The following is a 13,066-nucleotide window of genomic DNA, read 5'->3' as shown; positions in this document are numbered from 1 at the left end:
TCCTCTTTATTATATAGAACTTCCTTTCGCCACGATCTGCCTTTTCCTAATTGCAATGATTTCTAAATACAATAATTCCTTTTTGTAATGAATACCCTCTGCTCCTAACAAAAATCCCCGGATTTAATAAAACCCAGGGATACTATATTTCTTTTACTTTTGTCTATATCAAGAATATAAACCTTTCTTATCGATAAACTCTATCACCTTTTGCGGTACAAAAAATTGAATATTTTTATTTTCCTTGATTGCCTTTCGCAAAAAGGTAGAAGACAATTCCATCAATGGTGTAGCTGTGATGGTGATTGAAGGATGATCCTTAAGCTTTCCACCATCATATCCAGGACGTGGATAGACATAAATCTGGTAGTCGCGTAAGATAATATCCGCATTTTTCCATTTTTCCAAAGATTCCAAACTATCTTCTCCCATAAGGAGCACAAATTCACGATTGGGATATTTTGCTTTTAAATGGGTGAGTGTATCTATCGTATATGACGGTATTGGTAAATGGAATTCAATATCTGTTACCCGCAGGTGTTCAGCACCCTCCAAAGCCAGATTTAACATCTCCAGACGATCATAGGGATCTGCCAATGTAGATTTCTTCTTAAATGGATTTTGAGGAGAGACCACAAACCAAACTTCATCCAATTCAGTGAAACTGGCCATATAATTGGCGATGATCAGGTGCCCTATGTGCACCGGATTAAAAGAACCAAAATACAGACCAATTTTTCGCATGGACTTATTTATTGATAAATCCCATAACAATTTCTTCAGCTTCGGCACATGCGGTAGCTAAATCAAAGTTATTCAATATGACATCAAATTTATTAGCATAGGTAAGTTCCAGTTCAGCTTTGGCAAAACGTTCCTTCAATTTTTCTTCTGAATCCGTTCCACGTCCTGTCAAACGCTCCTTAAGCACTTCCAATGAAGGTGGCTGTACGAAAATAGAAATTGCCTGTTCTGGAAATTTTGATTTCAAACGTAGTCCACCAACCACATCGATATCAAAAATAACATGTTTACCTTCTTTCCAAATACGTTCAATTTCTGAACGCAAAGTACCGTAAAATGTTCCTGAATATACTTCTTCAAACTCGATGAACTCCTGTTTAGCGACCTTATGTAGAAACTCCTCCTTTGACATAAAATAATAATCTTTTCCGTCTACTTCCTGTCCTCTGGGGTCACGGGTACTCGCCGAAATGGAAAACTCGATTTTATCGCCATGTTTACTTAAAAGATCTCTTACTATTGTTGTTTTACCCGCTCCTGACGGGGCCGAGAATATAATTAATTTACCGCTCATCCTTATAATACGTTGAGCAATTGCTCTTTTATTTTTTCTAATTCTTCTTTCATTCTAACCACAATCTGTTGGATTCCGGCATGATTGGCTTTAGAACCAAGGGTATTGATTTCTCTACCCATTTCTTGTGAAATAAAACCTAATTTTTTACCATTTGAATCGGCTGAATCAAACGCTTTTAAAAAGTAGTTGCAATGGGCGCGCAATCTCACTTTCTCCTCAGTCACATCCAATTTGTCGATGTAGTAAACAAGTTCCTGCTCAAATCGATTTTGATCGACATTTTCTTTACCTACCGTATCATTCAAAAATTGCTCGATACGCTGTCTGATCAAAGGTATACGTTCTACTTCCAAAGCCTCTACCTCAGCAAGGTAAACTAAAATAAGCTCAGCCCGCTTTTTTAAGTCTCCAGCAAGTACATTTCCCTCATCTTCACGAAATGTATTAAAACGTTTGACGGCATCATAAAAAGCATCCATCAATACCTTAGACTCCTCGTCATCAACCGAATCATCATTGTTCGTGATTACCTCAGGCATATTTAATGCGAGTTCAAACAGGTTGACATTCGTATCGTTGAGTTCTACAGCAATCTGCTGCAATTGACTATAATATTTTTTGAGTAAATCAGCATTAATGGAAGACGCCTTCGCAGTTTGATCCGTGTATTCAACCGTTACATTCATGTTAACTTTACCACGTTCAATAAGTTTGCTACTTTCAGTACGCAGGGTTAATTCTTTGTCCGAAACAACTTTGGGCAAACGAAGATTTAATTCAAGGAATTTTGAATTTAAGGACTTTATTTCGACACTATATTTAACTTTACCGTTATCAGCGGAAGCTGTGCCATATCCTGTCATGGATTTTATCATATGCAAAGGTATGACTTTTCAGTAAAAATTAAATACACTGTATCGATTAATTGCTGATACTCGCCAAATTACCTTTCTTTTTATTTTACCAATCGTGTTTAGCGATGATAACTACTAAGTAACTTTCATAAGGTTTGGCACCTTTGCATTCAACATAGCCAATCCCAATATCATATAGCGAAGCGTTCCACTGATCCATGCCCAATAAATGGGTACGATGATGATAACCCGGAGCTTCCTTTCCAATAATTAAGGCCTTAATGCCAGCGGTAGCACTGGATCGGTTGGCCGCAATGGACTCAAAATTGTTTGCATTTCGTTTGGACAGCCATGCCGGATTAAGCTGATATCCTGCCTCGTCAATGAAATAATTAGGTCCATAGCCCTCAGGTGAGACATGGTCAAAATAAGAACGTTTAGCCATATCTTTTGCTCGATAAACCGCAACCTCGGCCAACTGTTTATTCCAATTGAGCTTGGTTCGTTTAATCTTCTGTAGATTAAAAAGCTTCAGTTCCTTCTTATACTTTTCGGGATTTGTACGAATTTTGTTCAATAGCTCATAGGCCTCGATGGCTTGACCATGATCGACAACCACACGTTGGGCAAAAATAGACTGTGTAAAAAGCAGGGTAAATGCTAAAATCAAATAGTTCATACGTAAATAATCTCTTCTTCAATGACCTTACGAAATATCCAGATGATATTGCCAGCTTAACTTAATTTTATCGCGTCCAAAATACATTTGGGCACAGTACCTGTACTTTTTCAATAGGAATATTTCGTATCAATCCTTTAACCCTAAAAGACCATATTTAGTATGCAACGTTTAATCTTTTTTTGATCTATTTGTAGTCAGAAACTGTATAAGCATGGGTATTAGGCTAATAAAGATAACGGCCAGAATAACAAGGGAGAAATTATGCTTAAAGAATGGCAGCTGTCCAAAAAAATAACCTGCAAGCATAAACAATGAAACCCATAATATACCGCCAACTAAATTATATGTTCCAAAGATCCTGTACGGCATTTTACCAATACCGGCTACAAATGGCGCAAAAGTTCTAACAATGGGCACAAATCGCGCATAAATAATGGTCCTCGTTCCATGTTTCGCATAAAAATCCTGTGTTTTTTGCAGGTAAGTCGGCTTAAATATCCTTGATCCTGGCTTAAAAACACGGATTCCAACATATTTACCTATTTCATAATTCACGAAATCTCCGGAAATAGCGGCGAAAACTAAGATGACCATAAATAGTGGTAAAGAAAGCGGACAATCGGGGCGGGCAATTATCGCACCCAGGGCAAATAAAACTGAATCACCAGGAAGAAATGGGGTAAAAACAAGTCCTGTCTCCGCAAAGATGACTAAAAACAAAATCAGATAAGTCCAGTTTTCATAACTATTGATCAGTTGCAAAAGATGCTGGTCGATATGCAATATAAAATCAATAAACTGTGAAATGATTTCCATTTTTTTGATCTATAAAAAAAGGGAATCTTATTGGATTCCCTTTTTAGTTTTTATCTTTTCTTTAATAAGCTCGAAGATTATTGGCAATATCGATATAAAAATAATGATCAATACGACCTTCGAGAAATTATCTCTGATAATCGGAATATTTCCCAAAAAGTATCCTGCGAGGGTTATACCACCCACCCACAAGACAGCCCCTACGACATTATACGTAATGAAGGTGCCATAATTCATCTTTCCAATCCCCCCAACGAAAGGCGCCAAGGTACGTACGATAGGTACAAATCGAGCGATAACGATTGTTTTACTGCCATATTTCTCATAAAAAGAATGAGTCTTGGCAATTTGCTCATCTTTGACTACCTGCTTACCAAAGAGCTTAAATTTCGTTAGGCGCATACCAAAATTCTTACCAATAGCATAGTTTAAGGAATCCCCAGAAACCGCGGCTACCAATAAAATGAGAATCATCAACCATACGTTAAGATCATTTGGTTGTGCGGCTAGCATGCCCGCTGCGAACAACAAAGAATCTCCTGGTAAAAAAGGCATCACAACCACTCCTGTTTCTACAAAAATAATAAGAAACAGAATAAGGTACGTCCAAGTCTGATAATCATTGACTATTTCAACCAAATGTTTATCAATATGGAGAATAAAGTCTATAAGATGCGTAATTAGTTCCAAACCCTGACGAAGATTAAGCGTTGTTTAACATAACAGGCATCACCAACATCAAAATATCTTCATGATCTTCAGATACGGCCGGAATCAATAAACCGGCACGATTTGGCGTACTCATCTCCAAAACAACTTCTTCACTCTCTAAGTTATTTAACATCTCCACGAGGAATTTGGCGTTAAAACCGATTTCCATATCATCCCCTTCAAATTGACAGGATAAGCGTTCATGCGCTTCATTAGAGAAATCTAAATCTTCTGCAGAGATATGCAATTCACTTCCTGAGATCTTCAGACGAACCTGATGGGTTGTTTTATTAGCAAAAATCACCACCCGTCTCAAGGTATTTAAAAACAATAATCGATCTACAGTTAACTTGTTAGGGTTGACTTGAGGGATTACAGCAGCATAATCTGGGTAACGTTCATCAATCAAACGACAGATCAAATTAATATTGCCAAAGCTAAAGAACGCATTGGTTTGATTATATTCTATCGATACTGTAATATCATCGGATGGTAGCGACGATTTGAGCAATGAAAGTGCCTTTTTCGGCAAAATAAGGGATGCTGGTTTTTCAGCACCAATATCAGTTCTCGAATAACGCACCAACTTGTGCGCATCGGTAGAGACAAAAGTCACATTCTTTTCAGCTAATTGCACCAAAACACCAGACATCGCCGGTCTCAATTCGTCGTTACTGACAGCAAAGATCGTTTTACTGATCGCTTCTGACAAAATAGGAGCTGGCATCTGAATAACTGACCCGTTATCGATTGAGGGAATTTTAGGGAAATCGTCGGCATTTTCTCCACTCAACTTATATTTTCCATCACCTGCACTGATCTCAATCGCCAAGGTATTCATATCTACTGAAAATGCTACTGGCTGATCTGGTAAGGTTTTTAACGTCTCGATCAAAATCTTCGAAGGCATGGCTACTCTTCCCTCTTCTTTTGCTTCGATCTGTAAAGAAGTAACCATACTTGTTTGCAGATCCGTAGCAGAAATAGTCAAGTTATTGTCTTTTATTTCAAAAAGAAAGTTTTCCAAGATAGGCAAAACAGTACTTGTACTGGATGCGCCATTGATAGCTTGTAACTGCTTTAATAAAATTGATGTTGATACAATGAATCTCATTTCCTGAATACTAATTATTATGTGCAATAATACACAAATTAATCAATATTTTTCAGTTTTACAGGCCGCTTTCTTTCCACATAAAGAGATTTCGATCGCTCAAATAAGCAATTGTATTTCAATTAATAAGCACAGCGCCAAAAGTATAGAAAGCAAATTCGGCCCGATAAATCACAATATTTATTACATTTGTATAATAGCAGTAGTGTATGCAGTTTAAAGAGATCATTGGGCACAAAGACATCAAAGAACATTTAGTTCGCACGGTTCATGAAAATCGTGTGAGTCATGCGCAATTATTTCTTGGTCCAGAGGGCTGTGGTAGCCTTGCATTAGCCTATGCTTATGCACAGTTTTTGAATTGTGAAAACCGACAGTCAACCGATAGTTGTGGCGAATGCCCCTCTTGTCGAAAATATAATAAGCTGATCCATCCCGATCTCCACATGTCCTATCCTTTCATAGCCAAACATAAGGAAGATACGGCATCCGATTATGCGGACAGCTGGCGAAAATCTTTTTTATCCAACCCGTACATGGGATTGGAATATTGGCGCAATCAATTAGATGCAGACAACAAACAGGTCAATATCAATATTGCAGAGGCGCATGGTATCATCAAAAAACTAAGCCTCAAATCCTTCGAAGCTGAATATAAGGTTTTAATTATGTGGCTTCCCGAATACCTGGACACACAAGGCAATGCGTTGTTAAAGTTAATCGAAGAACCACCCGAAAAAACGCTCTTTATTCTGGTGGCAGAAAATCAGGACAAAATATTAAATACGATCATATCGCGTACGCAATTGGTCAAAATAAAGAAACTGGATCATAGTGAGGTAACACAATACTTAAAAACGGTACATCAACTTTCGGATCAAGAGGCATCAGAGATTGCTTTTATTGCAGATGGAAATCTCCAGGAAGCAACCAATCTATTGCACGCGCAGACAAATAATCATTTTGGCATTTTAGTCAATTGGTTACGTTTCATTGTTTCAGATGCGGGAACCAATATGATCTCTTTAGTGGAAGAAGAGCTCTCAAAAATGGGGCGAGAAAACCAAAAAAGCTTTCTTTTTTATGCAATTAATATGATGCGTCAAATTATATTAATCAAAGAAGGGCTTTCCAGCTTAGTGTTCTTACCGGCCAAAGAATTGGATTTTGTCCAAAAATTTGCCGTACACTATACCGTTGAACAAATTGAAGCAACAATAAATCTATTTGAGGAAACACATTATTTTGTAGAAAGAAATGCAAATCCCAAAATATTATTTTTAGATTTATCTTTGCAGTTAACATTAATATACAAGTACAAAACGTTTCCGAAAGGAACTCAATATATAATATAGAAAACTATGGGATGTGGCAGTTGCTCATCCGGCGGAGGTTGCGGTACTACCACGACAAATGGTACACCAGCAGGATGTCAGAACAATGGCTCTTGCATGACTAGCGGATGTAATAAATTAGATGTATATGACTGGCTTTCCGATATGGATATGCCTTCAAACTATAAACCATTTAATATCGTCGAAGTACGATTCAAGGGATCACGAAAAGATTTCTTTATTAATGTAGACAATACCTACCTTGAAATGGGGGAAATGGTCGTTGTAGAACCCTCTACTGGTGGCTATGATGTCGGACATGTCTCCTTAACGGGTGAATTGGTCAGACTACAATTAAAAAAGAACAATGTTACTCCAGAAACGGTAACTAAGAAAATCTATCGGAAGCCCAATGAAATGGATGTAGAGAAGTATAACGCAGCAAAAGATCTCGAATGGGAAACGATGCACAAAGCACGTAAACTGGCTTTGGACCTGGGTTTGTCCATGAAGATTTCTGATGTTGACTACCAGGGTGATAAAACCAAGGCTACCTTCTACTACACTGCTGAGGGCCGCGTGGATTTCCGTGAGCTTATCAAAAAAATGGCTGAAGCTTTCAGAATACGCATTGAAATGCGCCAGATAGGTATGCGACAAGAAGCTAGCCGCCTCGGTGGAATCGGCTCCTGTGGTCGCGAACTCTGCTGTTCAACCTGGTTAACGGATTTCAAAACAGTGTCCACGTCGGCAGCACGTTATCAAAATCTTTCTTTGAATACGTTAAAGCTAGCGGGACAATGCGGAAAATTAAAATGCTGTCTCAATTATGAATTAGATAGTTACATGGATGCTTTAAAAGACATCCCGAATAATATCGACCGCATCGAAACCCTAAAAGGGATTGCTTATCTTCAAAAGACCGATATCTTCAAAAAAATGATGTGGTTCTCTTTTCCTGGAGCCGAAAATTGGATCGCTATCCCCGTTCAACAAGTCAAAGAGTTTGTCGAAATGAATAAGCAGGGGATCAAACCGGAAGCAATTTCGAGTGCAGTAGATAACGATGAAGTCAGAGAAGAGAAAAATATCAATTACGATTACGAAAATGTAGTCGGACAGGATAGCTTAACTCGACTTGATGACCGGAATAAAAGAAAGAAAAAAAGAAAATCCAAAAGCAATACTGTCAAACCTGAAAGTAAGGCTGGACAAAAAACTGAGAAGTCCGAACAAAGTACACCTAGACAAAGTACTAAACCTCAGATTTCGACCGATGCTGGAGCTCCAAGCGCGAATAAAGAGAATAAAGAAGGATCTAATAACAGACCCAAAAAGCGCTTCAATCGCCATCGGAATAAAAACAAAGGTAATAACAACAATGCTGCACCGAAAGCAGAATAAAAAAAATATGCCTAATTTTAACCCATTAGGCATATTCTTTTTATAAATAAACATGAAACTCAAAAGCGCTCCTTTCCTGATTGGTTTGTTATGTATTGGCATAGGGTGTTCTTGTGACCAAACTTTTGTCATAAATGAAAATAAACCCATTGATAATAAAGCTTGGCTGAATACATCACCGCCTAGTTTTCAATTTCATATCAGCGACAAGACCAAACGATATGACGTATTGATGGATGTCCGTCATACACCGGAATATGCTTTTTCCAATCTTTTTGTACTTATTTACCAACGAGGCCCAGGTAAAAAGCAATATACTTTTCGTAAAGAAATAAAAATGGCCAGACCGGATGGAAAATGGCTCGGAAAATCCTCCGGTAGCTTGTATAACAATCAATCCATCATCCATAAAGATTACCTATTTCCGGATACAGGAATTTATACGATTTCCATCGAACAGAACATGAAAGAAAATCCGTTGAAAGAAATCACAGACGTAGGGTTAACCGTTGTTCCAAAATGATACGCTTATTACGATATCTATTATTTCCTTTTACCATCATCTATGCCCTTGTGGTGTGGATAAGAAATAGATTATATGATTTTAAGCTGCTTCCATCGCGGTCTTTTGACATTCCAACCGTTGTTATAGGAAATCTTGCCGTTGGTGGGACAGGAAAAAGCCCAATGACTGAATTTGTGGTATCCAGCCTTAAAGGTCACTTTAAAACAGCAATACTCAGTCGGGGATATGGACGTAGCACCAAAGGTTTCTTATTGGTACAGACGGATTCATCGGCCACGGACGTCGGAGATGAGCCCTTACAGTTCAAAAATAAATTTCCGGCTGTCACTGTTGCAGTTTGTGAGGATCGTTGTACTGGAGTTGAAAAACTTCAGTCAACTCATCAACTTATTATTCTGGACGACGCTTATCAACACCGAAAATTATCGCCTCTTTTCAATATATTATTATTTGATTTTTTATCATTTTCTCACCCTATGTTCGTATTTCCCACAGGAAACTTTAGGGATCTCCTTATGGAGGCTAAACGCGCACAGATCATAACGATTACAAAATGTCCTATTGATCTTTCTAATGAGCAAAAAAAACGGATAGAAAACAAAATCAGGTATTATAACAAAGAAGCTTTAATAGTATTTAGCTATATCGACTATCTTGAACCCATCAATAGTAAAGGAAATCTAATCGATGTCAAAGGCAAAGATATTATTTTGGTTACGGGTATTGCTAAACCTCAACCCTTAGTAGATTATCTCCAAAACAAAACCAATTCAATCCAACACATTTCCTTTAAAGATCATCATTCTTTTACTGAATCGGATATCAATCAAATTGCAAAATCTTACCACGATCTGGCGAGCAGCAACAAGATCGTATTGACAACTGAAAAGGACTTTCAGCGACTAAAACCTTTTAAACAGCAATTTACTGCAATTGATTTGGCTTATCTGCCGATCGGTCTTCAATTTCACGACCCTATCCAACAGGAAATATTCCATGAAAGGCTATATAATGCAGTGGCTCAAAGTGTTAATCAACCTTAAATTTTGTTAAGATCAGATGCTATACTAAACTTTTTCATCAAATTTATATTCTATATGTAAACAGAGAATCTCAAAAGTTTTCGCTCTGTCTATAATGAACAAATTGAGTGTATACCCGATATTCGGCACTCATGATATAAACTATACAAAGATGAAAAAGAAAATTTTAATGGCAGTAGCTTGTTTATTTTTAAGTGCTACAGGAGTTTTTGCCCAACAACGTCAGCAACGTAGTCCTGAAGAACAAGCTAAAATGCGCGTAGAGCATTTAGACAAATTATTAAGCCTCAATCAAACGCAAAAAGATTCGATCTATAACCTTACATTAAGTCAGGCTCAACAACGGGCTGCTCTTCGAAATGAGGGGGGAGATCGAAAAGCGAACATGGAAAAATATAAACAGCTTCAGGAAATACAAACAACCAAAATTAAATCATGGCTTACCCCTGACCAAGCTAAGCTATTTGAAGAACAACAAGAAAAAATGAAGGAAAGAATGTCTAAACGTTCCGACAATTAAATAAAGCTACTTTAAAAAAAGGCCTTGTTTTTTGACAAGGCCTTTTTTATGTCACGTTCAGTTTTATTCTGACGTTGTCATCACAATTAAGCTCGTCTAACTTTATCGATCCTGTTAACAGTGCAATAACAGCGATATCATCAATTTTCGCATTTCACATCACATATCAAAACCCGTATTTCAATGAATTACAATCAGTTAATGTTAAAACTTTGTTAAAGTAACATAGTTGATACAATATAAATACCCTTTCCGAGTTTTTATAGCAAGATCGTTTAATTGTAACTTTTTAAATACAATAGATATGAAAAAGCTAATTTTAACAGGAATAGGATTTTGTTTGACGCTTAGCCTGACGTTTGCACAACAGGTTAGTCCCGAGGATGCAGCTGCTAAAGCAACGACTGAACTTGTACAGAAACTGCATCTGAATGATGAGCAAAAAACTGCGGTATCAACCATTCTATTGGATCAGGTAAAAGCAGAACAGACAATAGTAAAAGATACTGGGTCTTCTCCTCAAGCGAAAAGCGAAGCACTTAATAAGCTACAGACTGAAGTAGATACCAAAGTCAGTCAATTACTTACCGAAGATCAGAAATCGCTTTATCAAAAAGTCATAACTGAAAGACCAGCTAAAGGCGTGCCGACCACAGCTGAGCCTACGAAAACTGAATCTGGTCAATAATCGACAACAAAGTAAAATTAGGTAGCAGAAAAACATTGAATAATTTCATCTAAAATTGAACATCATGAAAAAGTTATTTTTAGCAGGCATAGGTTTCTTTCTAGCGATGGGCCTAACATTTGCACAACAAACACAAACAACACCGGAAGAAAATGCAACAAAGGTAGTGACTGAATTAGTCACAAAGCTGACATTAAATGACGAGCAGAAAACTGCGGTATCAACAATCGTATTGGATCAAGAAAAGGCTATAGCGGCTGTCATTCAGGACTCGACGACTAAGGTTGACGTCAAAAAGGAGAATATTGCCAAAATACAGGTTGAGTCAGATACTAAAATAGCACAGTTGCTAACAGATGAACAAAAAGTTGCTTATCAGAAATATGTAACTGAGCGACCTCCGGTAAACATTCCGGCAACACAAGAAACAACAGAACAAAAAGAATCCGGTAACGGACAGAGCAATCAACAACAACAATAACCATTCGAGAACGAATGAAAAGCCTCTGGATATGTAATGGCATATCCAGAGGCTTTTTTATGCCTTACAGGGCCTTAAATACATTAAAAAAGGGCTGTCCAAGTAATATGGACAGCCCTTCTAGTGCTTTACTTACGATAATTGACATTAAGATTTTAATTTTTTCATAATGTCACTTACATAAGTTTTAAATTTCTTGTCAGTTTCAATTAAATCCTCTACGGTTTGACAGGCATAAATGACTGTCGAGTGGTCTCTTCCTCCGAAGAATGCTCCGATCGATTTTAGTGAAGATTTGGTATGTGCTTTTGCTAGGTACATCGAAATTTGCCTGGCCTGCACGATTTCACGCTTTCTAACTTTCGATTTAACCATATCCACAGGAACTTCAAAATATTCACAGACTAATTTTTGAATAAAGTCCATTGAAATTTCCTTATGGGTATTCTTCACAAAATTCTTCAACATCGATTTTGCTAAGCCCAAATCGATCTCTTTTTTGTTCAAAGTAGACTGAGCCAATAATGAAACCATGGCTCCTTCCAATTCACGAACGCTGTTATCGATCTGTGTTGCGACGTATTCCACTACATTTTCAGGTAAATCAATACCATCGGAATACATCTTCTTCTTCAAAATTGCCATTCTCGTCTCAAGATCAGGAATCTGAATATCTGCAGATAATCCCCATTTAAAACGACTAAGCAAACGTTCCTCCAAACCAGCTAAATCCTTAGGTGCTTTGTCTGAAGTCAAAATAATTTGCTTTCCAGATTGATGCAAATGATTAAAAATATGGAAGAAAATATCCTGTGTTTTTTCTTTACCGGCAAAGTTATGTACATCATCCATAATGATGACATCCATTGCTTGATAAAAGTTAACGAAATCATTGATTGTATTATTTTTCAATGAATCCACAAACTGCTGACAGAATTTCTCACAAGACACATAAATGACCAGTTTATCGGGAAGATTTCTCTTGATTTCATTTCCGATTGCTTGGGCAAGGTGTGTCTTTCCCAAACCAACATCACCATAAATCATCAAAGGGTTGAATGAAGTACCTCCCGGCTTATTCGCTACAGCATAACCTGCTGAACGAGCAAGACGATTACATTCACCTTCGATAAAATTTTCGAATGTGTAGTTTTGATTCAATTGCGGATCAACCTGCAATTTTTTCAATCCAGGAATAACAAATGGATTTTTGATATCTCTATTTAAAGATACCGGTACAGGGATAGATTGTCTTTTCCCTTCTGCTCCATTGCCATTCGATGGAAGATTAGTCGTGTAGGGATGAGAAGCTGAAGACTTCTCCACTACAATATTGTATTCCAATCTACCTTGTTCTCCTAAAAATTTCTTTACGGTCTTACGAAGAATTCCTACATAGTGTTCTTCCAGCCACTCATAAAAAAATAAGCTAGGCACTTGAATAGTCAAAACGTCACCCTCCAAACGGACTGCTTTCACAGGTTCAAACCAGGTCTTGAAACTTTGCGCTGGTATATTATCTTTGATAATCGAAAGACAATTATTCCAGACACTTGAATACGTTTTTTCCAT

15 protein-coding genes are annotated in these 13,066 nt (G+C 37.5%); 7 read left to right on the top strand and 8 right to left on the bottom strand.

The features are described 5' to 3' along the window. Positions 1-168: 168 nt before the first annotated feature. The 7 genes from nadD to dnaN form a co-directional block, all read right to left on the bottom strand. On the bottom strand, positions 169-744 hold the full coding sequence (gene nadD / locus K2F45_RS00075; protein WP_075990440.1) for a nicotinate (nicotinamide) nucleotide adenylyltransferase: 576 nt from the start codon (positions 742-744) through the stop codon (positions 169-171). 4 nt (positions 745-748) lie between these two features. Then, entirely contained in the window at positions 749-1,318 is a 570-nt protein-coding gene (gmk, locus tag K2F45_RS00070) for a guanylate kinase (RefSeq protein ID WP_075990439.1), read from the bottom strand. A gap of 2 nt (positions 1,319-1,320) precedes the next feature. Next, on the bottom strand, positions 1,321-2,196 hold the full coding sequence (locus K2F45_RS00065) for a YicC/YloC family endoribonuclease (RefSeq protein WP_083663423.1): 876 nt from the start codon (positions 2,194-2,196) through the stop codon (positions 1,321-1,323). 85 nt (positions 2,197-2,281) lie between these two features. After that, entirely contained in the window at positions 2,282-2,854 is a 573-nt protein-coding gene (locus K2F45_RS00060) for a CAP domain-containing protein (RefSeq protein ID WP_120335645.1), read from the bottom strand. A gap of 171 nt (positions 2,855-3,025) precedes the next feature. Continuing rightward, positions 3,026-3,673: a DedA family protein gene (locus tag K2F45_RS00055; RefSeq protein WP_248932752.1), complete on the bottom strand. Its 648-nt coding sequence runs from the start codon at positions 3,671-3,673 to the stop codon at positions 3,026-3,028. 27 nt (positions 3,674-3,700) lie between these two features. Further along, a complete protein-coding gene (locus K2F45_RS00050) occupies positions 3,701-4,363 on the bottom strand; it encodes a DedA family protein (RefSeq protein WP_075990435.1) in 663 nt (220 codons plus the stop codon). A 13-nt stretch (positions 4,364-4,376) separates the two neighbouring features. Continuing rightward, a complete protein-coding gene (gene dnaN / locus K2F45_RS00045; RefSeq protein WP_046672565.1) occupies positions 4,377-5,498 on the bottom strand; it encodes a DNA polymerase III subunit beta in 1,122 nt (373 codons plus the stop codon). A gap of 209 nt (positions 5,499-5,707) precedes the next feature. On the opposite strand from dnaN, the gene K2F45_RS00040 reads away from it, so the two are divergent. The 7 genes from K2F45_RS00040 to K2F45_RS00010 all read left to right on the top strand — a co-directional run bounded on the left by K2F45_RS00040 (position 5,708) and on the right by K2F45_RS00010 (position 11,494). Then, positions 5,708-6,853: a DNA polymerase III subunit gene (locus K2F45_RS00040; protein ID WP_145328246.1), complete on the top strand. Its 1,146-nt coding sequence runs from the start codon at positions 5,708-5,710 to the stop codon at positions 6,851-6,853. A gap of 6 nt (positions 6,854-6,859) precedes the next feature. Further along, entirely contained in the window at positions 6,860-8,236 is a 1,377-nt protein-coding gene (locus tag K2F45_RS00035; protein ID WP_172840624.1) for a PSP1 domain-containing protein, read from the top strand. A gap of 52 nt (positions 8,237-8,288) precedes the next feature. After that, a complete protein-coding gene (locus K2F45_RS00030) occupies positions 8,289-8,759 on the top strand; it encodes a gliding motility lipoprotein GldH (RefSeq protein ID WP_248932751.1) in 471 nt (156 codons plus the stop codon). After that, positions 8,756-9,805, top strand: coding sequence for a tetraacyldisaccharide 4'-kinase (lpxK, locus tag K2F45_RS00025; protein WP_248932750.1), 1,050 nt, complete (start codon positions 8,756-8,758; stop codon positions 9,803-9,805). The genes K2F45_RS00030 and lpxK overlap by 4 nt, the downstream gene beginning before the upstream one ends. A gap of 151 nt (positions 9,806-9,956) precedes the next feature. Continuing rightward, complete coding sequence (locus K2F45_RS00020) at positions 9,957-10,325, top strand: hypothetical protein (protein ID WP_248932749.1); 369 nt, start codon at positions 9,957-9,959, stop codon at positions 10,323-10,325. Positions 10,326-10,629: 304 nt separating this feature from the next. Further along, a complete protein-coding gene (locus tag K2F45_RS00015; protein ID WP_248932748.1) occupies positions 10,630-11,013 on the top strand; it encodes a hypothetical protein in 384 nt (127 codons plus the stop codon). 64 nt (positions 11,014-11,077) lie between these two features. Next, a complete protein-coding gene (locus K2F45_RS00010; protein WP_075990429.1) occupies positions 11,078-11,494 on the top strand; it encodes a hypothetical protein in 417 nt (138 codons plus the stop codon). Positions 11,495-11,641: 147 nt separating this feature from the next. Here the strand turns inward: K2F45_RS00010 and dnaA are convergent, their stop codons facing one another. Then, a complete protein-coding gene (dnaA, locus tag K2F45_RS00005) occupies positions 11,642-13,066 on the bottom strand; it encodes a chromosomal replication initiator protein DnaA (protein ID WP_046672557.1) in 1,425 nt (474 codons plus the stop codon).

The sequence above is a fragment of the Sphingobacterium siyangense genome (genome assembly GCF_023277505.1).
In the GTDB taxonomy this organism is placed as follows: domain Bacteria; phylum Bacteroidota; class Bacteroidia; order Sphingobacteriales; family Sphingobacteriaceae; genus Sphingobacterium; species Sphingobacterium siyangense.
This window is presented reverse-complemented; position numbering and strand designations above follow the sequence as displayed.

Excerpts from the sequence above, each read along its gene's own strand:
- gmk (WP_075990439.1), bottom strand. The coding sequence starts at position 1,318 with ATGAGCGGTAAATTAATTATATTCTCGGCCCCGTCAGGAGCGGGTAAA.
- K2F45_RS00065 (WP_083663423.1), bottom strand. The coding sequence starts at position 2,196 with ATGATAAAATCCATGACAGGATATGGCACAGCTTCCGCTGATAACGGT.
- dnaA (WP_046672557.1), bottom strand. The coding sequence starts at position 13,066 with ATGGAAAAAACGTATTCAAGTGTCTGGAATAATTGTCTTTCGATTATC.
- lpxK (WP_248932750.1), top strand. The coding sequence starts at position 8,756 with ATGATACGCTTATTACGATATCTATTATTTCCTTTTACCATCATCTAT.
- K2F45_RS00015 (WP_248932748.1), top strand. The coding sequence starts at position 10,630 with ATGAAAAAGCTAATTTTAACAGGAATAGGATTTTGTTTGACGCTTAGC.
- K2F45_RS00060 (WP_120335645.1), bottom strand. The coding sequence starts at position 2,854 with ATGAACTATTTGATTTTAGCATTTACCCTGCTTTTTACACAGTCTATT.
- K2F45_RS00020 (WP_248932749.1), top strand. The coding sequence starts at position 9,957 with ATGAAAAAGAAAATTTTAATGGCAGTAGCTTGTTTATTTTTAAGTGCT.
- K2F45_RS00010 (WP_075990429.1), top strand. The coding sequence starts at position 11,078 with ATGAAAAAGTTATTTTTAGCAGGCATAGGTTTCTTTCTAGCGATGGGC.
- nadD (WP_075990440.1), bottom strand. The coding sequence starts at position 744 with ATGCGAAAAATTGGTCTGTATTTTGGTTCTTTTAATCCGGTGCACATA.
- dnaN (WP_046672565.1), bottom strand. The coding sequence starts at position 5,498 with ATGAGATTCATTGTATCAACATCAATTTTATTAAAGCAGTTACAAGCT.
- K2F45_RS00055 (WP_248932752.1), bottom strand. The coding sequence starts at position 3,673 with ATGGAAATCATTTCACAGTTTATTGATTTTATATTGCATATCGACCAG.
- K2F45_RS00030 (WP_248932751.1), top strand. The coding sequence starts at position 8,289 with ATGAAACTCAAAAGCGCTCCTTTCCTGATTGGTTTGTTATGTATTGGC.
- K2F45_RS00035 (WP_172840624.1), top strand. The coding sequence starts at position 6,860 with ATGGGATGTGGCAGTTGCTCATCCGGCGGAGGTTGCGGTACTACCACG.
- K2F45_RS00040 (WP_145328246.1), top strand. The coding sequence starts at position 5,708 with ATGCAGTTTAAAGAGATCATTGGGCACAAAGACATCAAAGAACATTTA.